The organism is Rhodococcus sp. FH8 (assembly GCF_019266085.1).
Classification (GTDB): Bacteria; Actinomycetota; Actinomycetes; order Mycobacteriales; family Mycobacteriaceae; genus Rhodococcus_F; species Rhodococcus_F qingshengii.
On sequence record NZ_LPNQ01000057.1, the window covers coordinates 1,114,676 to 1,136,373 of the forward strand.

At 63.4% G+C, this 21,698-nt stretch carries 23 protein-coding genes; 14 read left to right on the forward strand and 9 right to left on the reverse strand.

Features of this window, described 5'->3' with window-relative positions; all coding sequences use genetic code 11:
• Positions 1-909, reverse strand: coding sequence for an IclR family transcriptional regulator (locus ATN38_RS08020; RefSeq protein WP_003940451.1), 909 nt, complete (start codon positions 907-909; stop codon positions 1-3).
• Positions 910-1,047: 138 nt separating this feature from the next.
• Between ATN38_RS08020 and ATN38_RS08025 the strand changes: the two genes are divergently transcribed.
• From ATN38_RS08025 to ATN38_RS08035, 3 genes are all read left to right on the forward strand, one after another.
• On the forward strand, positions 1,048-1,923 hold the full coding sequence (locus ATN38_RS08025; RefSeq protein ID WP_003940045.1) for a TIGR03619 family F420-dependent LLM class oxidoreductase: 876 nt from the start codon (positions 1,048-1,050) through the stop codon (positions 1,921-1,923).
• A 32-nt stretch (positions 1,924-1,955) separates the two neighbouring features.
• On the forward strand, positions 1,956-2,447 hold the full coding sequence (locus tag ATN38_RS08030; RefSeq protein ID WP_003939809.1) for a nuclear transport factor 2 family protein: 492 nt from the start codon (positions 1,956-1,958) through the stop codon (positions 2,445-2,447).
• Between the two features lie 129 nt (positions 2,448-2,576).
• Positions 2,577-3,824, forward strand: coding sequence for an Nramp family divalent metal transporter (locus ATN38_RS08035; RefSeq protein ID WP_007729446.1), 1,248 nt, complete (start codon positions 2,577-2,579; stop codon positions 3,822-3,824).
• A gap of 56 nt (positions 3,825-3,880) precedes the next feature.
• Here ATN38_RS08035 and ATN38_RS08040 read toward each other — a convergent pair whose 3' ends face one another.
• Positions 3,881-5,476, reverse strand: coding sequence for an acyl-CoA synthetase (locus tag ATN38_RS08040; protein WP_007729448.1), 1,596 nt, complete (start codon positions 5,474-5,476; stop codon positions 3,881-3,883).
• 370 nt (positions 5,477-5,846) lie between these two features.
• On the opposite strand from ATN38_RS08040, the gene ATN38_RS08045 reads away from it, so the two are divergent.
• Positions 5,847-6,785 (forward strand): 3-oxoacyl-ACP reductase, encoded by a 939-nt coding sequence (locus ATN38_RS08045; RefSeq protein WP_007729451.1) that lies wholly within the window; start codon positions 5,847-5,849, stop codon positions 6,783-6,785.
• 26 nt (positions 6,786-6,811) lie between these two features.
• Entirely contained in the window at positions 6,812-7,555 is a 744-nt protein-coding gene (locus tag ATN38_RS08050; RefSeq protein ID WP_019745385.1) for an SDR family NAD(P)-dependent oxidoreductase, read from the forward strand.
• A 21-nt stretch (positions 7,556-7,576) separates the two neighbouring features.
• Here the strand turns inward: ATN38_RS08050 and ATN38_RS08055 are convergent, their stop codons facing one another.
• Positions 7,577-8,482: an amidohydrolase family protein gene (locus ATN38_RS08055; protein ID WP_003940342.1), complete on the reverse strand. Its 906-nt coding sequence runs from the start codon at positions 8,480-8,482 to the stop codon at positions 7,577-7,579.
• A 125-nt stretch (positions 8,483-8,607) separates the two neighbouring features.
• Here ATN38_RS08055 and ATN38_RS08060 point away from each other — a divergent pair, with 125 nt between their 5' ends.
• The 3 genes from ATN38_RS08060 to ATN38_RS08070 all read left to right on the forward strand — a co-directional run bounded on the left by ATN38_RS08060 (position 8,608) and on the right by ATN38_RS08070 (position 11,352).
• On the forward strand, positions 8,608-9,135 hold the full coding sequence (locus ATN38_RS08060) for a nuclear transport factor 2 family protein (RefSeq protein WP_003939692.1): 528 nt from the start codon (positions 8,608-8,610) through the stop codon (positions 9,133-9,135).
• Between the two features lie 4 nt (positions 9,136-9,139).
• Positions 9,140-10,273 carry a 12-oxophytodienoate reductase gene (locus ATN38_RS08065; protein WP_003940612.1) on the forward strand — a complete coding sequence of 378 codons (1,134 nt, stop codon included), beginning with the start codon at positions 9,140-9,142 and terminating at the stop codon, positions 10,271-10,273.
• A gap of 80 nt (positions 10,274-10,353) precedes the next feature.
• Positions 10,354-11,352, forward strand: a complete 999-nt coding sequence (locus ATN38_RS08070; protein WP_218747785.1) for an acryloyl-CoA reductase — start codon at positions 10,354-10,356, stop codon at positions 11,350-11,352.
• 5 nt (positions 11,353-11,357) lie between these two features.
• Here the strand turns inward: ATN38_RS08070 and ATN38_RS08075 are convergent, their stop codons facing one another.
• Positions 11,358-11,909 carry a ribonuclease H gene (locus ATN38_RS08075; protein WP_218747786.1) on the reverse strand — a complete coding sequence of 184 codons (552 nt, stop codon included), beginning with the start codon at positions 11,907-11,909 and terminating at the stop codon, positions 11,358-11,360.
• A 45-nt stretch (positions 11,910-11,954) separates the two neighbouring features.
• Between ATN38_RS08075 and ATN38_RS08080 the strand changes: the two genes are divergently transcribed.
• From ATN38_RS08080 to ATN38_RS08090, 3 genes are all read left to right on the forward strand, one after another.
• Complete coding sequence (locus ATN38_RS08080) at positions 11,955-12,908, forward strand: DNA-3-methyladenine glycosylase (protein WP_193594923.1); 954 nt, start codon at positions 11,955-11,957, stop codon at positions 12,906-12,908.
• A gap of 17 nt (positions 12,909-12,925) precedes the next feature.
• Positions 12,926-13,582 (forward strand): pyridoxamine 5'-phosphate oxidase family protein, encoded by a 657-nt coding sequence (locus ATN38_RS08085; protein ID WP_218747787.1) that lies wholly within the window; start codon positions 12,926-12,928, stop codon positions 13,580-13,582.
• Between the two features lie 105 nt (positions 13,583-13,687).
• Positions 13,688-14,185 (forward strand): hypothetical protein, encoded by a 498-nt coding sequence (locus ATN38_RS08090; protein ID WP_003940625.1) that lies wholly within the window; start codon positions 13,688-13,690, stop codon positions 14,183-14,185.
• A 7-nt stretch (positions 14,186-14,192) separates the two neighbouring features.
• Here the strand turns inward: ATN38_RS08090 and ATN38_RS08095 are convergent, their stop codons facing one another.
• The 5 genes from ATN38_RS08095 to ATN38_RS08115 all read right to left on the reverse strand — a co-directional run bounded on the left by ATN38_RS08095 (position 14,193) and on the right by ATN38_RS08115 (position 18,329).
• Complete coding sequence (locus tag ATN38_RS08095) at positions 14,193-14,582, reverse strand: metalloregulator ArsR/SmtB family transcription factor (protein ID WP_003940184.1); 390 nt, start codon at positions 14,580-14,582, stop codon at positions 14,193-14,195.
• Positions 14,583-14,642: 60 nt separating this feature from the next.
• A complete protein-coding gene (locus tag ATN38_RS08100) occupies positions 14,643-15,839 on the reverse strand; it encodes an acetyl-CoA C-acetyltransferase (RefSeq protein WP_218747788.1) in 1,197 nt (398 codons plus the stop codon).
• A 40-nt stretch (positions 15,840-15,879) separates the two neighbouring features.
• The gene (locus tag ATN38_RS08105) at positions 15,880-16,332 is read right to left on the reverse strand and encodes a MaoC family dehydratase (protein ID WP_064074258.1); all 453 of its coding nucleotides are present in this window, start codon (positions 16,330-16,332) and stop codon (positions 15,880-15,882) included.
• A 67-nt stretch (positions 16,333-16,399) separates the two neighbouring features.
• Positions 16,400-17,146, reverse strand: coding sequence for a GntR family transcriptional regulator (locus ATN38_RS08110; protein WP_042448526.1), 747 nt, complete (start codon positions 17,144-17,146; stop codon positions 16,400-16,402).
• Between the two features lie 31 nt (positions 17,147-17,177).
• Positions 17,178-18,329, reverse strand: coding sequence for an acyl-CoA dehydrogenase family protein (locus tag ATN38_RS08115; RefSeq protein WP_064074257.1), 1,152 nt, complete (start codon positions 18,327-18,329; stop codon positions 17,178-17,180).
• A 200-nt stretch (positions 18,330-18,529) separates the two neighbouring features.
• Between ATN38_RS08115 and ATN38_RS08120 the strand changes: the two genes are divergently transcribed.
• From ATN38_RS08120 to ATN38_RS08130, 3 genes are read left to right on the forward strand one after another with little or no spacing between them, the layout of a single operon-like run.
• Positions 18,530-19,405 (forward strand): CoA ester lyase, encoded by an 876-nt coding sequence (locus ATN38_RS08120; RefSeq protein ID WP_030537187.1) that lies wholly within the window; start codon positions 18,530-18,532, stop codon positions 19,403-19,405.
• Entirely contained in the window at positions 19,402-20,400 is a 999-nt protein-coding gene (locus ATN38_RS08125; protein WP_218747789.1) for a MaoC family dehydratase, read from the forward strand. Before ATN38_RS08120 ends, ATN38_RS08125 begins: the two co-directional genes overlap by 4 nt.
• Positions 20,401-20,431: 31 nt before the next feature.
• Positions 20,432-21,652 (forward strand): CoA transferase, encoded by a 1,221-nt coding sequence (locus tag ATN38_RS08130; protein WP_054188392.1) that lies wholly within the window; start codon positions 20,432-20,434, stop codon positions 21,650-21,652.
• The last annotated feature ends 46 nt before the right edge of the window (positions 21,653-21,698 follow it).

Here is a 21,698-nt window from a genome sequence, read left to right on the forward strand (position 1 = left end):
TCAGATCCAGTGGTCGGACGACGCTGCCAGCAGGCGATCCATCGTCTCCGCCGAGAACGTATTGGTCGGAACGGGAGGCGTTTTGCGGCCGCGGCGAGGAGCACCCAGTTCGGGGTACAGCGTCCGTGAGACCTCGCGAGCCGCGTCGACGACCAGCGGAGCAACTCGCTCGAGCTGAGCGGTCCGCATGTCACCACACAACGCGATGCTGCCGACGGGACCCTCGTGTCCGCGAATTGCCGAAGCCACACAAGCGACTCCACGCGCCGACTCCCCGCGTTCGAAGGCCAGTCCCCGACGCTGACGGATGCGGTTCAGTTCCTGGTGGAGCACAGCGACGTCGGTGATCGTGTTCTCGGTACAGCGGGGAAGAGAAGACCCGAACAGAGCGTCGACGCGCTCGGGGTCGATCCACGCCAGCATCGCCTTGCCACCAGCCGTCGAATGAGCGAGCACTCTGCCGCCGACGCGGGACGGGAGCGCCGCGGCGAATCGTCCGCCGACCTTGTCGAGATAGACGCTCTCGCGTCCGTCGAGCACCGATAGGTGAACGACCATGCCGGTCTGCAGGTGCAGTTCGTGCAGAAGCGGTGCAGCGGCTTCGCGGATCTGGCTGTGGCCGCCGTCGCCACCACCGAGGCCGAGCGCGCGACGCCCGAGGCAGTAGCCGAACGATGCGTGATCGACCCAGTCCAGCTTGACCAGCTGATCGAGAATGCGGTGGACCGTGGAGCGCGGCAACTGAGTACGGCACGCGACCTCTTCCAGCGTCAGCCGCGCGGCGCGGCCGTCGAAGGCGTCGAGAATCAGTGTCATCCGCTCGACCATCGACGGCGGCAGATCCTTCTTGGGTTGCCCACCGGCAGTCTGGACGGTGGACAGTGTGTCGTTCATGTCAACAATGGTCATGGACGCCTCCCGAAAACTGGAATTGATTCTACCGACTATAACCCAGGTCACAGTTTCTGGAAAGTGAATCGATCTTTTCGATCCCGATCAGCGGTAATTCACCTGCCACCGGGCGAGTGGGGACGCTATAAACGCCCGATGCACCTGGGAATCGTCACACCGGTCCTGATTCAGCACCCGAGCACGCGCTCGGAGTGGGAGGCAAGTGCTGACATCGGCGAGATCGCCACAGTGGCCGCCACGGCGGATCGACTCGGTTTCCATCATCTGACCTGCAGTGAACACGTGGCGGTCCCCGAGGAGATTGCCGCCGAGCGCGGCGGAACCTACTGGGATCCGCTCGCCACCCTTGGTTTTCTCGCCGCGCGTACATCAAGAATCCTGCTGGCGACCCAGGTGCTGGTGTTGGGCTACCACCACCCCCTCGAGATCGCCAAGCGTTACGGAACGCTTGATCGCGTCAGCAATGGACGCCTGATACTCGGCCTCGGGGTGGGGACTCTGAAACAAGAATTCGATCTCATAAATGCTCCATTTGCCGACCGAGGAGCGCGCGCTGACGATGCCTTGGCCGCACTTCGGGCATCACTGTCGACGCCGACTCCGGAGTATCACGGCGAGTTCTACGACTACTCCGGATTTGTCGTCGAACCCCACGCCGTCCAGAAACGGGTGCCGCTGTGGATCGGCGGCCGGACCAAGAGATCGCTGCGCCGGGCCACCACACACGGCGACGGGTGGGTGCCGTTCGGGCTGCGATTCTCCGAACTGAAGGAAATGCTCGACGCCACGACGCTCCCCGACGGATTCGACGTGGTGCTTCCCGCCGGTGCGCCGCTCGATCCTCTCGGCAATCGCGAATCCACCCTTCGCGCCTTGACTCGCGTCCGTGACGCCGGGGCGACCATCGCCAGCTGCTCGGTCGGCGCTCGAAGCGTCGAGCACTACTGCGAACAACTCGAAGAACTTCACCGAATCGCCCTCGCCGAGGGCTTTTCTTTCACCACTTCCTGATTCCCCGACAATTCAATGCAAAGGACGTACCGATGACCGACTCGACCGCCCTGATCGAATCCCTGCTCGCCCGAGTGGAATTGCTCGAGGACAAGCTCGCGATCACCGAACTGCTGACCACATACAGCCCTGCCGTCGACAGCGGATCAGCCGACGAGGTCGCGAACCTGTGGCTCGAGGACGGCGTCTACGACGTCGATACCGGTGCGATGCACGGCCGCGGCGAACTGCGCGCGATGGTTCACAGCGCCTCACACCAGAACTGGATCATGAACGGCGCGGCCCACATGATGACACCCGCCCACATCCGCATCGACGGCAACAAGGCCGTCGCGACCTGCCATTCGCAGTTGGTCATCAAAGATCCCGAGAACCCGACGGGATTCAAGGTCCTCCGCATCACCGCAAACCGTTGGGAACTGATCAAGACGGACGGCGAGTGGAAGGTCGAACTGCGTACCAACGCCCTCCTCGACGGCCGACCCGAGGCTCGCGCTCTCCTGGCTGCCGGCGTGACGGCCTAACCGGCCTGTGGGCGGTTAGGGACCCTCTGCGGTCGCTAACCGCGCACAGCTGTTGAAAGTTCGGCTCCCCGAACTCTATAGTTCACTTATTCGAACCAACAGGTCCGAGTACGTGTGACCAGGAGACCGATGAGCACCAGTACGCAAGAGCCGACGACTCCGCGCCGACGACCCACGGGGAGATCCATCGCCCTGCTCGGTCCGGCGTTCGTCGCGGCAATCGCGTACGTCGATCCGGGCAACGTCGCCGCCAACCTCACCGCCGGCGCCAAGTACGGCTACCTCCTCATCTGGGTACTCGTACTCGCCAACGCGATGGCCGTCCTCGTGCAGTATCTGTCCGCGAAACTCGGTCTCGTCTCCGGCAGATCCCTGCCCGAAATGCTGGGTCAGCGCCTGCGTAAGAACAACCGCCGCGCCTTCTGGCTCCAGGCCGAGATGATGGCGATCGCGACCGACGTCGCCGAAGTCATCGGCGGCGCCATCGCACTCAACCTGCTCTTCAACATCCCGCTCTTCCTCGGCGGACTGATCACCGGATGCGTGTCGATGGTCATCCTGACGATCCAAAGTCGGCGCGGACAGCGCACTTTCGAGTTCGTGGTCATGGGATTGCTGGCCATCATCACCATCGGCTTCCTGACCGGGCTCGCCTTCACCGACGTCTCCGGCAGCGAGGCCGTCGCCGGACTGGTCCCCCGCTTCGAAGGAACCGAGACCGTACTGCTCGCCGCCAGCATGCTCGGAGCAACGGTCATGCCGCACGCGATCTACCTTCACTCCGCATTGGCACGTGATCGCCACGGCCACATCAAACCCGGCCCACGGTTGCAGCGACTACTCAAAGTCACCCGTTGGGATGTCGTCGTCGCGTTGATCATCGCCGGTGGCGTGAACATCGGCATGCTGCTTCTGGCCGCTTCGGCGCTGCGCGGAGTACCCGGCACCGACACCATCGACGGCGCGCATGCCGCGATCGAGAATTCGCTCGGCCCGGGCGTAGCCGTGGTGTTCGCGATCGGCCTCCTCGCCTCCGGACTCGCGTCGACCTCCGTGGGATGCGCGGCCGGCGCCGAGATCATGCATGGTCTTCTGGCCATTCGGATTCCGGTGATCACACGCCGGATCGTCACGCTCGTCCCGGCGCTGATCGTGCTCGGACTCGGCGTCGACCCGACGCTGGCGCTCGTGCTCAGCCAAGTGGTCTTGAGCCTGTGCATCCCCTTCGCGATCATCCCACTGGTGCGAATGACCTCGGACCCCGAACTCATGGGCGACGCTCGCAATGCCCCGCTCACGACCGTCGCGGCGTGGATTGCGGCGGGCTTGATCGTTGCACTCAACGTCGCTCTGCTGGTTCTGACGGTGACAGGCTAGAGCACCGGAGCCACCCAACGCGTCCCTCACAAACGCGCTGGACGGCTCCGGCCGGACTAGGAGACTTGCTCGGCGAGAGTGGCCTTGGCCCAGCGATAGTCGGCCTTTCCGCTGGGAGAACGCCTGATCGACGGAACGTTCATGACGGTGCGCGGCACTTTGTACCGAGCGACCTGCGACGCGCAATGCTCACCGATCTCGGCAGCGTCCGGGACGTCGAAGCCTTCGCGGGTCGTGATGACCGCAGCGACGCGCTCACCGAACTTCGCATCCGGAATTCCCGCGACCAAAGCGTCGAGCACCGCCGGGTGACTCTTGAGCGCCTGCTCGACCTCTTCCGGATACACCTTCTCCCCGCCGGTGTTGATGCACTGAGAACCACGCCCCAGCAGGACGATCGAGCCGTCGGCTTCCACGCGCCCGACGTCGCCGAGCACCGACATCCGCACCCCGTCGATCACCGGGAACGTAGCCGCGGTCTTGACCGGATCATTGAAGTAGCCGACCGGCACGTGACCGCTGCGAGCGATGTAGCCGGTCTCGGGCGATCCCGGCTCCAGCGGCCGCATCCTTTCGTCCACGACGCGGGTCTCGTCGCGAGCGGCGATGCGCATCAGGCCGTCTTCGCCGATCTCCAGATTGCCGTCGACGCCCGACTCCGAGGAGCCGAATCCGTCGCGGATCACCAGGTTCGGAAGCATCGACTTGAGCTGCTCCCGCAGTGAGAGCGAGAACAAGGCTCCGCCGGACGAGACCATTCCGACCGTGCTGAGGTCGTAATCTGCTGCGTTTGCTGCCAATTCGTCTGCGAGCGGACGTGCCATCGCGTCTCCGACGACGGTGATGGAGACGGCCTTCTCACTTCCGGCGAGCTGCAGCGTCGCCTTCGCGTCGAACCGCGCCATGAGAATTGCGTTGGCGCCCATGAAGAATCCGGTGAACAGCGAGTACGACGCCGCACCGTGCATCAGGGGTGCGGTACTGAGCATGTTCATCGCGGGAACGTTCGGCACCGCGGCGAACAGAGCCTCAGCGGTCGTGTGCGGCGGACCGAACGGATTTCCGCCGGTGAGCGCCGCGAAGTAGAAGTCTTCATGACGCCACATGACACCCTTGGGCATCCCCGTCGTGCCGCCGGTGTAGATGACGAAGAGGTCGTCGTTGCTGCGGGGCGCGAAGTCACGAGTAGCGGGCTGCTCCGCGGCAGCGTCGGCGTATCCAACGACGTCGACACCTTCGATATCGCGGACCACGGACTTGCCGACGACAACGACGTGTTTGATGCCGGGCGCGGCCGGGAGAACCGTCTCCACGACGGAAACGAACTCCTCGTCCACGATCAGTGCCACCGACTGCGAATCGTTGTACAGATAGGTCAGTTCGGCGTCGACGTAGCGATAGTTGACGTTGATCGGGACCGCACGAATCTTGAGGCAGCCGAGCAAACTCTCGACGAACTCGATGCTGTTGCGCATGTGCAGAGCAACGTGATCGCCGGGCCCGACACCGACGCTCGCCAGGTGGCGGGCGATGCGATTCGAGCCCTCGTCCAGCTCGACGTAGGTGCGACGACGACCATCGCACACGAGCGCCGTGCGGTCCGGAATCAGATCCGAGATGCCCTCGTACAGATCTGCCAAATTCAGTGACACTGCTGGTGCCTTCCTTGATGTCCGGCCCGGTGAATTCGGGGCCGACCGTACTGCGTTTTCGGTGGGAACTATCCGACCCTGGAGCCGACGAATGCGGCCGAGAACTGAGCGGATCGGTGGTGACGCAAACGCGTACGCGGTGGGATCGCCGCGTCGCCCCAAGGTGGCATGCAGCGCTCGTGACCCAGATCACCGCTCCCGCTGAGTGAGACTCCTCCTCAGTCGGCCAAACTTCTGTTCAAAACTAGAACTAATTCTGATTTCGCTCGAATGATTTTTTCGGAACCGACTACCGAACTCTCGACTTCAAATTAGAATGAATACTAATTCTGCAAGACGTACCCGACCGCCCGGATCGAAGGAGCACGACATGACGCAATCACTGAGCTTGGAAGGCAAAGTTGCCGCCGTCACCGGCGCCGGCGCCGGCCTGGGTCGCGCCGAAGCACTCGGACTCGCGGCTGCCGGTGCAGCCGTCATCGTCAACGACATGGGTGCAGCGGCCAACGACGTGGTCGACGAGATCAAGGCCGCAGGTGGACAGGCACTCGCCATCACCGGCGACGTCTCCGACTGGTCGCTCGGCGGGCGCATCATCGAAGAGGCTGTCAAGAACTTCGGATCCTTCGACATCCTCGTCAACAATGCAGGCATCCTGCGCGACAAGATGATCTTCAACCTGACCGAATCCGATTGGGACGACGTCATCCGTGTGCACCTCAAGGGCCACGCCGCCACCTCGCACGCAGCCGCAGTCCACTGGCGCGCAGCCAGCAAGGCAGCCGACGCACCGGTCTACGGCCGCATCATCAACACCTCTTCCGAGGCCTTCCTCTTCGGCAGCGCCGGACAGCCCAACTACTCGGCAGCCAAGGCCGGCATCACCGCTCTGACGCTCTCGAGCGCAGCAGGTCTCTCCCGCTACGGCGTCCGCACCAACGCGATCTGCCCCCGCGCGCGCACCGCCATGACGGCAGAAGCCTTCGGCGAGAACAACACCGGCGTCGTCGGCCTCGATCCGCTTGCACCCGAGCGCGTCGCGACCCTGGTCAGCTACCTCGCATCCCCCGATTCCGACGAGATCAACGGACAGGTCTTCGTCGTCTACGGCAAGATGGTGGCGTTGATGGAAGCACCCAAGGTCGAGAACCGTTTCGACGCAGCCGGATCCGCGTTCACCGTCGAAGAGCTCGGTGGCCAGCTCTCGTCTTACTTCTCCGGCCGTGGGCCGTACGAGACCTACGCCGCCTACAGCATCGCCGGCCTCGAAAAGATTGCACTTGCAGTCGACGAGACCGCAACAGTTTGAGCAGCACTTACGAAGAGGAGCGTTTCATGAGGTTGAACGGCAAGGTAGCGATCGTCACCGGCGGCGCCGGTGGAATCGGTCGTGCCATCACCCGAGTCTTCGCCCGTGAAGGCGCGAAGGTCCTGTTCGTCGACATCAACGACGAGCAGGGCCAGGCCCTCGAACAAGAACTGGCCGGCTCCGGCAAGTTCCTGAACGTCGACCTTGCTGCCGCCGGTTCGGCCGAGCAGATCCGTGACGCCGCGCTCGAGGCTTTCGGCAAGCTCGACATCCTGGTGAACAACGCTCACGCGTCCCGTCAGGCTCCGTTGCTCGAAACCACGCAGGACATGTTCGACCTGTCCTTCAACACCGGTTTCTACCCCGTTGTCCACCTCATGCAGGCGTGCCACGACGAACTCGCGAAGACCAAGGGTTCGGTCGTCAACTTCGCATCGGGTTCAGGTTTGGACGGAATGCCCACCCAGACGTCCTACGCTGCGGCCAAGGAAGCTGTGCGAGGCCTGACGCGCGTCGTCGCCAACGAGTGGGCGCCGGAAGGCATTCGGGTCAACGTGGTCTGCCCGTTCGCCGCCACCGAAGGCGTCGTCAAGTGGCAGGAAGCCTTCCCTGAGCGCGCAGCCGCATCGGTTGCCAAGGTGCCCCTCGGACGCATCGGTGATCCCGAAACCGACATCGCTCCCGTCGTGGTGTTCCTGGCGAGCGAGGATTCCAAGTACATGACCGGACAGACGTTGATGGCCGACGGCGGCAGCATCAAATTGCGATGAGCGAAATACTTCTCGGTGGGCTCAGCTCACCGAGAAGAGTTTCGCAGCGTTGTCGTGCACGACGGCTCGCAGCCATTCGTCTCCGAGATCGAAGCGCGTAACCGCTTGCAAGGCTGTGAGATACGGGTACGGAATGTTCGGGAAGTCGCTACCGAACAGAATCCGGTCCTGCATGTCGACGAGCCGTGATACGTCCGCCTTCGGGAAGGCACACTGCTCTTCCGTGAAGTCGGTGAACGCCATGGTCGTATCCAGGCGGACATTGCCGTAAGCCTCTGCCAGATCGAGGAATTCGCTGTACTCGGGCATCCCCATGTGGGCGACGATCAACGACAGGCGCGGGTACCGTGCGAGCAGCGAAGCAATGCGATCAGGTCCCGTGTACTCCCCCGGCGCCGGTCCCGAACCACAGTGGATCACGATGGGCGTCTCGGAGTCCTCGAGTTGCCCCCAGACCTTGTCGAGCAGAGGGTCGTTCGGATCGTAGTTTCCGACCTGGATGTGGGACTTGAAGATTCGCGCGCCCGACTCCAATGCCTTGCCGACGTACGACGCCGCCGACTCCTCGGGATAGAACGTGGCCGTGTGCAGGCAATCGGGCGTTTGCGCGGCAAATTCGACGGCCCACTGATTGAGCCACTCGGCCATCGCGTGCTTGTGCGGGTAGATCATCGACGTGAAAGCCCGGACACCGAACTCGCGGAGACGGTGTACCCGCTCCTCCTCGGCAAGTCGGTAGGCGATGGGCCAAGGACGACCGATCATCGGTCCCGCCGAATCGAAGTAACCCCACACCTTGTCCATGACGCTCTTCGGCATGAAATGGGTGTGGACGTCGATCACGCCAGGAACACCCAACTCGCGCCAAAAAGCCCGAACCTCGGCGATCTCCTCCGGTCCGGTCGATGGGACCTCTTCGGTACACACGTCTGACACCCCTTTCGTTCGCTCGACCATACCGAGTGCCGTCGCGCTCACCGGGACAGGTCGTTGACGGCCCGCCCGGAGCACCCGAATGTGAACCCATCTTGCCGATCACCGTTGGAGGTTGAATGTCTCAGGCCGAGTCCGAAGTGGGGTCGATCAGTGCCGTCGAGGAACTGCTCGCAATCGAGGAAATCAAGCGTGTGTTCGCCGCGCGCCTACGCTGCATGGACACCAAGCAGTGGCACGTCTACCCAACCCTGCACACTGCAGACGTCGTCAGCGAGACGTGGGGCGGACTCCCGACAGACAAGCAACCCAAGACCGGCGACACCTCGAACCAGGTAGTGGGCATCGACAAACTCACCGCGGCAATTCGGAACATGCTCGACGGCGACATCCCCCTCACCACGGCGCACCACGCACACACTCCCGAAATCGTGCTGACCTCGCCCACCACCGCAACCGGCATCTGGGCGATGGAGGACATGCTGTGGTGGAACGACGGCGAGAAAGAACTGCACCTACACGGCTACGGCCACTACCACGAGAAATACCGCAAAGAAGACGGCAAGTGGCTGATCAGCTACCGAACCCTCACCCGACTCCGTGTCGACCAGGACCCCGGATTCTTCCGATTCATGAAAGCGCTGTGACGAAGTGACCAACCCGCTGTTCCAACCGCTCCGCATCCGTTCGCTCGAACTGTCCAACCGCATAGTCATGTCGCCGATGACGCGCACGTACTCCATCGAAGGTGTGCCCGGCCGCGACGTTGCCGACTACTACCGCCGACGAGCTGAGGGCGGCACCGGACTGATCGTCACCGAAGGCGTCGCGATCGATCACGAGACTGCTGTCGACCACGCCAACGTCCCCAACCTCCACACTCCCGCTGCTCAGGCCGGATGGCGGAAGGTAGTCGACGACGTGCACGCTGCGGGCGGCAAGATCGTGCCTCAGCTCTGGCACGTCGGACCTTTGTGGGGCGCGATGACGCAGATGGACCCCTCACTCAAGCCGATGCGCCCCTCTGGCGAATGGGGCCCGCTCGGCGTCACCTCGTACTCCGCTGCCTACGTCGAACGCGCACAGGCCAGCACCGAAGCGATGACCGAGCAGGACATCCAGGACGTCATCGACGCGTACGTCCGTAGCGCGAAGCACGCCGTCGAACTCGGCTTCGACGGCATCGCGATCCACGGCGGTCACGGCTACCTCCTCGATTCCTTCTTCTGGGAGGGCACCAACCAGCGCGACGACGCGTGGGGAGGCGACCTGGAGCGTCGTACCAGGTTCCCGGCCGCCGTCGTCGCCGCGATCCGCGCGGCCATCGGACCGGATCTGCCGATCATCTACCGTTTCTCACAGCACAAGCAGCAAGATTTCACCGCGAAGATCGCCGAAACCCCCGAAGAGTTGGGCGTCATCCTGGGCGCGCTGGTCGACGCCGGAGTCGACGTTCTCGACGCCAGCATCAGGCGTTTCGACGTGCCGGCCTTCGAAGGCAGCGATCTCTCGTTGGCGGGTTGGGCGAAGAAGCTGACCGGCGCCGTCACGATGGCCGTCGGCAGCGTCGGTATCGGAAAGTCGCTGCGGGACAGCCGCATCGAAGGCGTCGCACCTGTAGTCGACAACATCCCACAGCTCGAGGAGCGCATCGGCAGCGGAGAGTTCGATCTGATCGCGATCGGCCGTCTCCATCTCGCCGATCCTGCATTGGCAACTACCCTGCGCGCCGGTGGCCCGCTACCGGCGTTCGATCGAGCGGTGCATGAGGGCAGCTTGATCTAGGGGCTCCGCCCCTGTGTGCCTTTCCGGTAGTTCGCACTACCAAAAAGGCGCACAGGGCCGAAGGCCTTTATGTTCGACCCATGACTACTTTCAACGCCTGGGTCGCCCGCGACAGCGACGGCACCATCGACTTCGCCCCCGAAACCGTCGACGAATCCTTCCTCCCGGCAGGTGAGGTCACCATTCGCGTCGAGTATTCGAGCGTCAACTACAAGGACGCGCTCGCGGTCACGCCGAAAGGCGGGGTGGTTCGCGAGTACCCGATCGTCCCCGGCATCGACGTCGCCGGCGAGGTCATCGCCTCCGAGTCCGACGCATTCGCCCCGGGAGACAAGGTCGTCGCACATGGCTACGAGATCGGGACCGCCCGCAACGGCGGCTACGCCGAGATCGCCCGTTTGCCTGCCGAGTGGGTCGTGAAGCTCGACGGCATTTCCACCGCCGACGCTGCCGCGATCGGCACGGCAGGATTCACCGCGGCCATGAGTGTCCAAGCCATTCTGGCCAGCGGAGTGAAGCCCGCCGACGGTCCCGTCCTGGTGACGGGCGCGAGCGGCGGAGTCGGCACCGTCAGCGTCGACCTTCTGGCAAGCGCGGGCTTCGACGTGATCGCCTCCAGCGGCAAGCCCGGCGCGGCAGACCTTCTGACGTCACTCGGTGCGTCTTCGGTGATCGGCAGGCTTCCCGAGGATCCCGACGCCAAGCCTCGCCCGCTCGGAAAATCTCAGTGGGCGGCGGCCGTCGACTGCGTCGGTGGAAAGACCCTCGCTCACGTTCTGAGCACGATCAATTACGGCGGTGTTGTCGCTGCCAGCGGATTGACCGGTGGCGCCGCGCTGCCTACGACCGTGCTGCCGTTCATTCTCCGCGGAGTCTCACTGCTGGGCATGGACTCGGTATTGATGCCGATCGAACCCCGTCGCGCGCTGTGGGCCCGTCTGGGCTCCGACTTGGCCCCACGTCATCTGAAGGAGATCACGAACCTCGTTGCCGTCCGCGACGTCGTCTCGGTGATCGATCAGGTCCGCGAAGGCAAGTACACCGGCCGGGCGCTGGTTCAGGTTGCCGACGGGTTCTGAACCGCTCAGAAAAGTGTGAACAAATCTGCTGGTTCTTCGGCCGTCGTGGACTTCTCCTTGTAGGGGGAGTTCACGTCGGTCGGTTCCTTCTTCACCGGGGCAGCAAGCGGCACCGATGCGATGTCCCCCGAGACGATGGCGCGTGCGGCTTCGCCGGCCAGCTTGTCTGCCATTTCGTTGTAGTGGTTGCCGACGTGCCCGCGCACCCAGCGAAAGCGCACCGGTCCGACACGATCGGTGATGGCTCGATCGATACTCTGCACCAGTTCGAGGTTCTTGACCGCCCCGCCGCTCGCGGTCTTCCAGCCCTTGCGCTTCCAACTGGGCAACCATTCGGAAGCGCACTTGATGGCGTACTGCGAGTCGGATTCGATGAGTAGAGGATCAGCACCGGGATGGGCGACGACGGCCTCGAACAGAGCACGCAACTCTGCAATCTGGTTGGTGCCGGACGCTTCTCCGCCGGACATGCTCGGACCCTCGTGATTGACCCACGCCCAGCCGATAGCCCCACCGGGGTTTCGCAGACAGGATCCGTCGGTGCTCACGATGATCATGGCTCGGACAATACGTTGCGCCACCGACACACGCCTTAACGGAGGATGGACGGTGGCGATACGCTGACCTCGATGACGCCGCTATCTCCGGTCGACGAAGTCACGGTGACTTCTCAGCGACCACTCGATGCCGCGCTGACGCTCAGCCCGCATCAGCGCGGACCCGGCGACCCCGCACATCGACGGTCAGCCGACGGAGCGATCTGGCGAGTTTCCCGCCAACTTTCGGGTCCTGTGACCTACCGCATCACGCAGTCGGATCGCCATACGGTCCGGGTACAGGCCTGGGGTCCCGGCGCCACGGAATTCCTGACCGGCGCCGAAGCGCTGCTCGGTCTCGACGACGAAGCCGAAGATTTTGCCCCCGAACATCCCAAGCTCGCCGAAGCTCATCGACGCTTCCCTCATCTGCGCATCGGCCGCACCGGCCGCGTCATGGAGGCTCTCGTTCCCGCGATCCTCGAGCAACGAGTCCACGGCATCGACGCATTTGCCGCGTGGCGCCGCCTGCTGACCAAGTTCGGGGAGCGCCCACCCGGCCCCGCGCCCGACGGAATGCGAGTTCCACTCACCGCGGACCAATGGCGTCGAATGCCGTCATGGGAATTCCATCGCGCGAACGTCGATCCAGCGAGGTCCAAGACGATCGTTCAGTGCGCTCGCGTCGCCGACCGCCTCGAGCAGGCATCCACGTTCCCCAGAACCGAGGCGACCAAACGGTTGCGAGCGGTACCCGGCGTCGGGATCTGGACTGCCGCCGAAGTGGCTCAGCGTGCATTCGGCGATTCAGATGCACTCTCGGTCGGCGACTACCACCTCGCTGCCGTCGTCGGGTGGTCACTGCTGGGTGAACCGATCGACGACGCCCAGATGGTGCAGTACCTCGCTCCCCTTCAACCGCATCGATACCGCGCCGTGAGGCTTCTGCAGGTCAGCGGGCAAGCCGTCAAACCCAAGTTCGGTCCGCGAACTGCCGTTGCCGACCACCGTTGGCACTGAGCATCAGGAGTTGGAAAATGTCGACCCGATACGCACACATCGCCTTCTCCCCCGCTGCGGTGGAGCGTCAGCGGTCGACCGGAAGTTTCACCGTGTACGGTTCGAAACTCGATCAGCCCGACGAGGGCCCGATGGAATTCGATTTCCGCGCGCAGGGATTCGTGAAATCCGTGGATTCCTTCTTCATGTCCACGGTGACGCCCGACGGTTGGCCGTACGTCCAACATCGCGGCGGCCCGCGCGGATTCCTGCATGTGTTGGGCCCGAATCGAATCGGATTCGCCGATCTCCCTGGCAATCAGCAATTCGTGACGCTCGGCAATCTGGAAGAGAACAATCGCATCTCGCTGTTCGTCATCGATTACCCGACGCGAACGAGATTGAAGATCTACGGGCGTGCGCAGGTGATCGAAGCGGACGAGGACCCTGCACTACTGCAACAGCTCTTGCAAGTCCCCGGCGGCACCATGACGGCAAAAGCCCAGCGTTCCATCGTCATCGACGTCGAAGCGTTCGACTGGAACTGCAGTCGAAACATCACGCCACGCTTCGACAGGGAGCGCATGGACGAATCCCTCGCTCTGGCACGCCAACCCCTGCAAGCCGAGGTAGATCGGCTTACTGCCGAGGTCGAAGAATTGCGTGCGCGGTTGTCGAAAAACGAATGGGACTAGGCGGTTTCAGGGCACTCGGAGTCGGGTAGCCACCAAACACGGCCCGTCGCGCGGAGACGACGGGTCCCGTTGTGCCCGAGGAGGTCCGCACGATCGATCCAGACGGTGGAGTTCTGGTTAACGAACTGCACCGCCACCATTCACGACTGGTTCCACACAGACAGATTGGCCGTCCCCATGAAACTGTCCCGAACTCTCACCATGTCCGTACTCGTCGTCGCCGCAGTCGGCGCCGGAGCCGGCACCGCGGTCGCAGCGCCCCCGAATGCGGGCTTCGATCCGTCCCAACCCCTACTGACACCGACCGCAGAGTCGAACAGCCAGGCGGCGTTGATGCTCTTCCCCGGTAACGATCCGAAGCAGGCCGCGTTCGACACGATGGCCAACGAGGTCAATATCGGCTGGAACAACGGTGGTCTGCAGTCGACCCTGATCGGAGCCAACCTCGGCGTCGGAATCGGCTGCCTGTCGATCTTCCCGAACTTCATCGCCGGCTGCATCGTCGGTGGAGTCATCGGCACGGTTGCCGGAGTCGGCGCAGGAATCACCAACGGAAACCCGAACGCTGCGCCGGCCGTCGAGAAGTTCTTCGCGACTCCTTGAGTAGCGCTCAGCTGTGCGTGTGCCCGGGGGTGGGTGTCTCGTCGTGAAAATGTGTGGCGCCGATCGAATGCAGCAGCTGGTGAACGGTGTCGTCCGCCAGTTGGTATCGCATCGATCGGCCGTCGCGGGTCGCGCTCACCCACCCCTGGCTACGCAGTAGCCGCAGCGCATGTGAGACGGCTGTGCCGCTCATCCCCAGCGCCACGGACAAATCCGTGACGCAGATACCCGGTGCGTGATGAAGGCAGAGCAACAGACGCAGACGATTGGTGTCGGAGAGAAGCTCGAAGCGACCGGACCAACTGGTGACGTCCAAACCCTCGAGTGCGGCCCTGGCGCGACGAACATCCTCGACGCTCAGCGCGCCACTGGTGTCTGCTGCGCCTGCATTCGTCAACCGACTGCCTCCGTAGAACTTCCGATCCCCCGCCGCAAGTGTACCCAGAAGCGAACCTCGTCAGGCAGACTCCACCACGGCCGCCATACCCTGGCCACCGCCGATACACATGGTCAACAGCGCTTTTCCGCCGCCGCGTCGGCCGAGTTCGCGAAGCGCGGTTGTTGCCATACGCGCACCCGTCGCTCCCACGGGGTGCCCGAGCGAGATGCCGGAACCGTTGACGTTCAGGCGATCGAGGTCCTCGAATCCCCATTCCTTCACGACGCCGAGAACCTGGCACGCAAACGCCTCGTTCAGCTCGACCAGATCGAAATCGGCAAAGCCTGCCCCGGTGCGAGCAAACAGTTTCGAGACGGCGGCAACCGGCCCGAGGCCCATCAGCGCCGGTTCACAACCGGCCGCGGCCCAACTGTCGAGGAACCCGATGGGTTCCAGCCCCAGCTCGTCCAGACGATCCTCGGCGACAACCAACATCGCTGCCGCAGCGTCGTTCTGCTGGCTGGCGTTACCGGCGGTCACAACGCCTCCCTCGGTCACCGCACGCAGCCGTGCCAGGGTTTCGAGTGAGGTATCCGGACGGATCCCCTCGTCAGCACGAAACTGTGTGACGTTCCCTTTTCGATCCGTCAGTTCGACGGCGACGATTTCGGCATCGAATCGGCCGGCTTCTCTTGCCAGTGTTGCTTTTCGGTGACTGTCGACGGCGAAGGCGTCCGACTCTTCCCGCGTGATCCCGCAGCGTGTCGCGACGTTCTCGGCCGTTTCGATCATTCCGCTGATCCGACCGAATCGCCACTCGGGTTGCGAGCGCTCGCGGCCACGATCGAGGCGGTCGAACAGTTGCAGCCCACCGGATCTGGTGCCCCACCGCGCTCCGGTGGTGTAGTGCTCGATCCCGCTCATCGATTCGACGCCACCCGCGAGAACCACGTCGGCCGCACCCGTCTGGACCATCATGGCCGCGGAAACGATGGCCTGCAGACCCGTTCCACATCGGCGATCCGTCTGGAAGCCGGCTACCGAAATCGGCAACCCGGCCTCGAGCGCCGCCCACCTTCCGATGCACGGTGCCTCCGAATTGGCATACGACTGCCCCATCGCGACGTCGTCGATGCGGGACGGATCGATTCCGCTACGACGCACGGTCTCCTTGACGACGGTGGCAGCCAGACTTTCCGCAGGCACGTCACGAAGTGCCCCTCCGAAACGGCCCACCGCGGTTCTGACCGGCGCGACCAATGCTGCTCGTTTCACAACTGACCTCGAATCTCGTTCTGGAAGAATGGAAAAGGATTCAGGAGACCAACAGGCGCACGGTATCCGCTACCAGCGCAGGTTTACCCGCTCCTTCGATTTCGATCGTGTACCGCACGACTATCGTCGCGCCCTTCGCGGTGCGCTCGAAGGAAAGAATCTCCGCACCTGCCCGCACCGAAGAACCGACCTTGACCGGTTCGGGGAATCGCACCTTGTTGCTTCCGTAGTTCACGGTCATGGAGATTCCGTCGACACGCATCACCTGAGCGCCGAGCACCGGCAACAACGAGATAGTCAGATAGCCGTGGGCGATGGTGCCGCCGTACGGACCCTGCGCTGCGCGCTCGGGATCCACGTGAATCCACTGGTGATCCTCGGTGGCGTCGGCGAACTTGTCGATCCGATCCTGTGTGACCGGGAACCACGCGCTGTAGCCCAAGTGCTCACCGACAGCCGTCTCTACTTCGTCGATTCCGTTGAAAATTCGCATAGTTCTCTCCTGAAAGGTGTTGAACAGCAAAGAAAAGTGCAGCGCTAATGTGCGCCGCGGCGCAGCGTCAATGTGCGCCGCGGCGCAGCGTGACCCGATACGTGTACTGCTCCGGCAAGAAATAGCTCACCGACAACTCGTTGGCAACGCCCTGCGCGTTGGAGTACAAACGGTCCACCCGCAACATGGCGTGGCCGATTTCGCAATCGACGTCCCTGGCAACGTCCGCCGTGGCCGGGGACACCGTGATCGATTGTGCTGCTTCGACAATCGGACTGTCGATCAGCGGTTCCAGCAAGCCGATCACCGTATTGGCGCTCACCGCACCGGCCGCCATGGCGGGCAGGTCGATGATCTGCCGCGCGATCGCCTCCGGCAGATGCGCCGTCGTCTGCACAAACGGAACTCCCTCGTGTATCCGCCGGAAGACCACGGTGTACACGACGTCGGTGTCGAGCCGAAGCCGACTGGCCGCCTCGATGTCCACGCGCCGGTGCAGCGGTGACACAACTTCCATCGTCGTGTCCCGCGAAAGGTTCATGAGATCTTCGATGGATCCGAGATGACGGAGATAGCGGCCGCTGTTCTCGGTCACGAACGTTCCGCGCCCGGGTACTCGGTACACGATGCCCTCGGCAACCAGATCGTGAAAGGCTCGGCGGACCGTCTGCCGACTCACGCCGTGATGCTGCGCCAGTTCGGATTCGGTGGGCAGTTGAATGCCGTCGCGGTAGGTACCGGCAGAGATCTGCTGACGAAGCTCACGAGAGAGGCGTTGGTACGCCGGCTCCGTCTCTCTTTCCTTACCGCTCATAGCGACATGATCCTACTTGCTCACCGGTCCGTCACAGACCGCCGCGGGCAACCAGCTGCGAAACGATCACGTTGCGCTGAATTTCGTTGGTTCCCTCCCCGACGATCATCAGTGGTGCATCACGGAAATACCGCTCGACGTCGTACTCCGTCGAGTAGCCGTAACCGCCGTGGATGCGGACGGCGGACAAAGCGATTTCCATCGCCACCTCGGAGGCGTACAGCTTGGCCATGCCCGCCTCCATGTCGCACCGCTCGCCGCTGTCGTACATCTGCGCCGCGTGCCACGTCAGCTGCCGTGCGGCCGTCAGCTTCGTTGCCATGTCGGCGAGGTAATTGCCGATCGACTGGTGCTTCCAGATCGGCTGGCCGAAGCTCTCGCGCTGCTGCGCGTAGGCAAGTGAATCCTCGAGTGCGGCCGTGGCGACGCCCAGTGCGCGGCAAGCCACCTGGATACGGCCGGTCTCGAGCCCCTTCATCATCTGCCCGAAACCCTTTCCGGGAGTACCGCCCAGAATGGCCGACTCGGAGATGCGGTAATTGTCGAAGGACAGTTCACAACTCTCGACGCCCTTGTATCCGAGCTTCGGGAGGTCGCGGGAGACGGTCAGCCCTTCGCCGTGCTCGACGAGAACGATCGAGATGCCCGCATGACGAGGGCTTGCGCTTGTATCGGTCTTGCACAGCAAGGCGATCACGCCGGATCGGCGGGCATTGGTGATCCATGTCTTGGCTCCGTTGACGACCAGATCTGTGCCGTCGCTCTTGGCGTTGGTTGTCATGGCCTGCAGATCGGAACCTCCGCCGGGCTCGGTGAGGGCCATCGTTGCCCGGATCTCGCCGGTTGCCATTCGCGGCAGGTACTTCACCTTCTGCTCTTCGGTACCGAACAGCGAGATGAGTTTCGCGACCACCGTGTGACCGCCCATCGCCCCCGCCAGGGACATCCATCCGCGTGACAGTTCCTGCGTCACCTGCGCATAACAGGGCATGGACACCGGCGATCCGCCGTACTCCTCGGGAATCGCGAGCCCGTAGATCCCGATCTGCTTCATCTGATCGATCCACTTCTCGGGATACTCGTTCGCGTGCTCCACCTCCTGGACCGTGGGCTTGACCTCTCGGTCGACGAACCGGCGCACGGTTTCGATCAGGAATGTCTCTTCGTCGTTGAGCTTGAGCATGAATCCGCCTCGACTTGAAATAAGTTTGTACGGCCATATTTCGATATTGTTCGCGCAATGTCAATACCGCGCCTTGACATCGATACGCAGCAACTGCCAGCATCGAGGCAGTTCGGTGCACATCAACGCCGTTCACGGCAGCTCATCCACTTCACAACTGGCCGTACATTTGATTTCCAGATCGAGGTAATCGACACACTATGGACGAGAACCACTACCGCGCCACCAGACGTCGCGCGTCCCTGGTCGCGCCGGGTTCAGACGAGCGCAAGGCACGCAAAGCACTCTTCTCGAACGCAGACGAGGTGATTCTCGACCTCGAAGATGCCGTCACTTCGGCGAACAAGGACCTGGCGCGAACCCTCGTGAGCACCTTGGTGCACGAGTTCGGTAGGGCGCGCACCATCTCGGTCCGAATCAACGGCCTGACCACACCATGGGCCCGCGACGACCTGATCGCCTGCGGCGCCCTCGGAGAATCGCTGACGAGCGTGATCGTCCCGAAGGTCGAGTCCGCCGACGAACTACTCGAGGCCGAGCACATCCTCTTCACTGCCGGTGGGCACCACACCACCCTGCAAGCCCTGATCGAAACTCCGCTCGGCGTCCAGAATGCCGACTCCATCGCCCGCGCGACTCCTCGTCTCCAAGCCGCGATCATCGGATACGCCGATCTCGGTGCAGCGCTCGGCCGTTCACGCTCGGCACTGCCTGAACACTGGCTTGCCGTCCAGGACAGAATCCTGATCGCCTGCCGCGCAGCCGGCGTCGCAGCCATCGACGGGCCCTTTCTCGGCATCACCGACGACGACGCTTTCCGCCGCGCCGCGCACTGGACCAGCGCTCTCGGGTTCGACGGCAAATGGGTCATCCACCCGGCGCAGATCGACTCGGCCACTACCGCATTCACTCCTTCGGACGACGCCGTCAATGACGCCCGACGGGTACTGACCGCACTCGAAGAAGCCGAAACCCTGGGTTCGGGTGCCGCCCAACTCGACGGCCAGATGCTCGACGAAGCTGTGGCCGTGGCAGCGCGTCGTACGCTTGCCCGAGCCGAAGGAGTCACCGTATGAGCGAGCACTACGTGGGAGGCCCGTACTTCGACGAGCTCACCCATGGTCAGATCTTCGACGAAGCCCCCGCGGTGACGTTGACCAGTGGACTCGCCGCCTCCCATCAGGCGATCCTCGGTGACCGCATGCGCTTGCCTCTCGACGCACACTTGTCGTCGAGCGTCACGGGTTCCGTTGCACCAGTGGCGAATCCAGGACTGGTCACCGACATCGCCATCGGTCAGTCAACCGTGGTCACACACCACGTCAAGGCGAACCTCTTCTACCGTGGACTGCGATTCCACCGTTTCCCGGTACTCGGCGACACCCTGTACACGCGCACCGAGGTTGTCGGTCTACGCGAGAACTCGGCCAAGCCGGGACGCGGCGCCACCGGACTTGCCGCGCTACGGATGACGTCTGCTGATCAGAACGGCAACACGGTCCTCGACTTCTACCGCTGCGCCATGCTCCCCCTGAGCCCCGACCCGATCGAGGCGAGAACTCGCCACGCCGACGACCTCGGGGCGATCGGTCCGTCCGAACCGGCTCCGTACGTATCACCTGACGGTTGGGACCTCGACACGTATCGAGAGCGGGTACCCGGCAGGCACTTCGATTCCGATTTGGTGGGCTCCGTCTTCCACAGCAGCGGCGACGTCGTCTCCAGCGCACCCGAACTTGCCCGGCTGAGCTTGAACATCGCAGCGACGCACCACGACGATCGCGTCGGCGCCCACGGTCGCCTCGTCTACGGCGGCCACACCATCGGGATCGCACTCGCCCAGGCGACTCGCACTCTGCCCAACGTGGTGACGGTTCTCGGGTGGCACTCGTGCGATCACACCGGACCCGTTCACGAGGGCGATACCCTCACGAGCGAACTGCACGTCGAAAACTCGTCGCCCCTCGAACACGGAACCGCAGTGCAACTGCGTTCGCTCGTGTTCTCCCACAATGCTTCTGCAACACAAACTCCGGTTCTCGACTGGCGTTTCACCGTGTTGATGGCATGAGCACACACTTTTCTATCACGGAGGACCACACATGACTCAGAGCCCAGGCCCGCTGTCCGGGCTTCGCATCGTCGAGGTCTCGAGCTTTGTCGCCGCGCCGCTGTGCGGACTGACGCTCTCCCAACTCGGCGCCGAGGTGATCCGGATCGACCCGATCGGAGGTGCCTCCGATTACAATCGCTGGCCCGTCACAGACAAGGGCGAGAGCATCTACTGGACCGGACTCAACAAAGGCAAACGGTCACTGTCAGTGGACATGCGCGCCGAACGCGGCCAAGAACTGATACGCCAACTGGTCACGGCGCCGGGACCTGGCGGCGGAATCCTGGTCACCAACGCCGGCGGCCGTAAGTGGATGAGCCACGACTCCCTGGCCCAGTTGCGTAGCGACGTCATCACCCTCGAGATCCTCGGACGCCGCGACGGCAGCCCCGGAGTCGACTACACGGTCAACGCCGCCTTGGGATTTCCACAGATCACCGGCCCCGCCGACTACGCCGGAGTTGTCAACCACGCACTGCCCGCCTGGGACGTCGCATGCGGGCTCTACGCCGCCCTGTCGATCACTGCCGCAGTGCGCCAACGTGACTCGACCGGACATGGATCTCGGATCACGCTCCCACTCGAAGACGTCGCATTGGCCACCGCGGGAACCCTCGGTTACCTCACCGAGGTACAAGTGAACGGTCGCAGTCGCGAGTCCGGCGGAAACGCCGTCTACGGCACGTACGGAATCGATTTCGTCTCCAGCGACAACGAACGGTTCATGATCGTTGCACTCACTACCCGCCATTTCCGCGACCTTGCGTCGGTCACCGGCACCACGGCGGCTGTCGACGCTGTCGAAGCTGCGCTCGGAGCCGACTTCTCCACCGAAGCGGATCGCTACCGTCATCGAGAGGTACTCACTGCTCTGTTCTCACATTGGTTCCGGGAACACAGCGGCGCCGAGATCGCTGCAGCGCTGGACACATCGTCGGTTCTGTTCGAGAGGTACCGCAGTTTCGAGGAAGTGGTGAAATCTGGCGAACTGGAGAACAACCCGATGTTCTCCGCACTCGATCAACCTCGAATCGGAAGCTACCTGGCTGCCGCCAATCCTGCCTCGTTCGACGGCGCACACCTGGGTACCGGACCCGCCTCCGAGGTCGGCGGCGATTCGATCGCGGTGCTCGCCGACATCCTCGGAACCAACGCCGATCACGCCTCGACGCTGATCGCGGACGGCGTGGTCGGGGTTCCGGCGAACTGACCTACCCGGAAGATGTTTTCGGCCTCGGAACACTTGTTCCGAGGCC

Coding starts and splice junctions, on each gene's coding strand:
- ATN38_RS08020 (WP_003940451.1), bottom strand. CDS start 909: ATGACCATTGTTGACATGAACGACACACTGTCCACCGTCCAGACTGCC.
- ATN38_RS08025 (WP_003940045.1), top strand. CDS start 1,048: ATGCACCTGGGAATCGTCACACCGGTCCTGATTCAGCACCCGAGCACG.
- ATN38_RS08030 (WP_003939809.1), top strand. CDS start 1,956: ATGACCGACTCGACCGCCCTGATCGAATCCCTGCTCGCCCGAGTGGAA.
- ATN38_RS08035 (WP_007729446.1), top strand. CDS start 2,577: ATGAGCACCAGTACGCAAGAGCCGACGACTCCGCGCCGACGACCCACG.
- ATN38_RS08045 (WP_007729451.1), top strand. CDS start 5,847: ATGACGCAATCACTGAGCTTGGAAGGCAAAGTTGCCGCCGTCACCGGC.
- ATN38_RS08050 (WP_019745385.1), top strand. CDS start 6,812: ATGAGGTTGAACGGCAAGGTAGCGATCGTCACCGGCGGCGCCGGTGGA.
- ATN38_RS08060 (WP_003939692.1), top strand. CDS start 8,608: ATGTCTCAGGCCGAGTCCGAAGTGGGGTCGATCAGTGCCGTCGAGGAA.
- ATN38_RS08070 (WP_218747785.1), top strand. CDS start 10,354: ATGACTACTTTCAACGCCTGGGTCGCCCGCGACAGCGACGGCACCATC.
- ATN38_RS08075 (WP_218747786.1), bottom strand. CDS start 11,909: ATGATCATCGTGAGCACCGACGGATCCTGTCTGCGAAACCCCGGTGGG.
- ATN38_RS08080 (WP_193594923.1), top strand. CDS start 11,955: ATGGACGGTGGCGATACGCTGACCTCGATGACGCCGCTATCTCCGGTC.
- ATN38_RS08085 (WP_218747787.1), top strand. CDS start 12,926: ATGTCGACCCGATACGCACACATCGCCTTCTCCCCCGCTGCGGTGGAG.
- ATN38_RS08105 (WP_064074258.1), bottom strand. CDS start 16,332: ATGCGAATTTTCAACGGAATCGACGAAGTAGAGACGGCTGTCGGTGAG.
- ATN38_RS08110 (WP_042448526.1), bottom strand. CDS start 17,146: ATGAGCGGTAAGGAAAGAGAGACGGAGCCGGCGTACCAACGCCTCTCT.
- ATN38_RS08115 (WP_064074257.1), bottom strand. CDS start 18,329: ATGCTCAAGCTCAACGACGAAGAGACATTCCTGATCGAAACCGTGCGC.
- ATN38_RS08120 (WP_030537187.1), top strand. CDS start 18,530: ATGGACGAGAACCACTACCGCGCCACCAGACGTCGCGCGTCCCTGGTC.
- ATN38_RS08125 (WP_218747789.1), top strand. CDS start 19,402: ATGAGCGAGCACTACGTGGGAGGCCCGTACTTCGACGAGCTCACCCAT.
- ATN38_RS08130 (WP_054188392.1), top strand. CDS start 20,432: ATGACTCAGAGCCCAGGCCCGCTGTCCGGGCTTCGCATCGTCGAGGTC.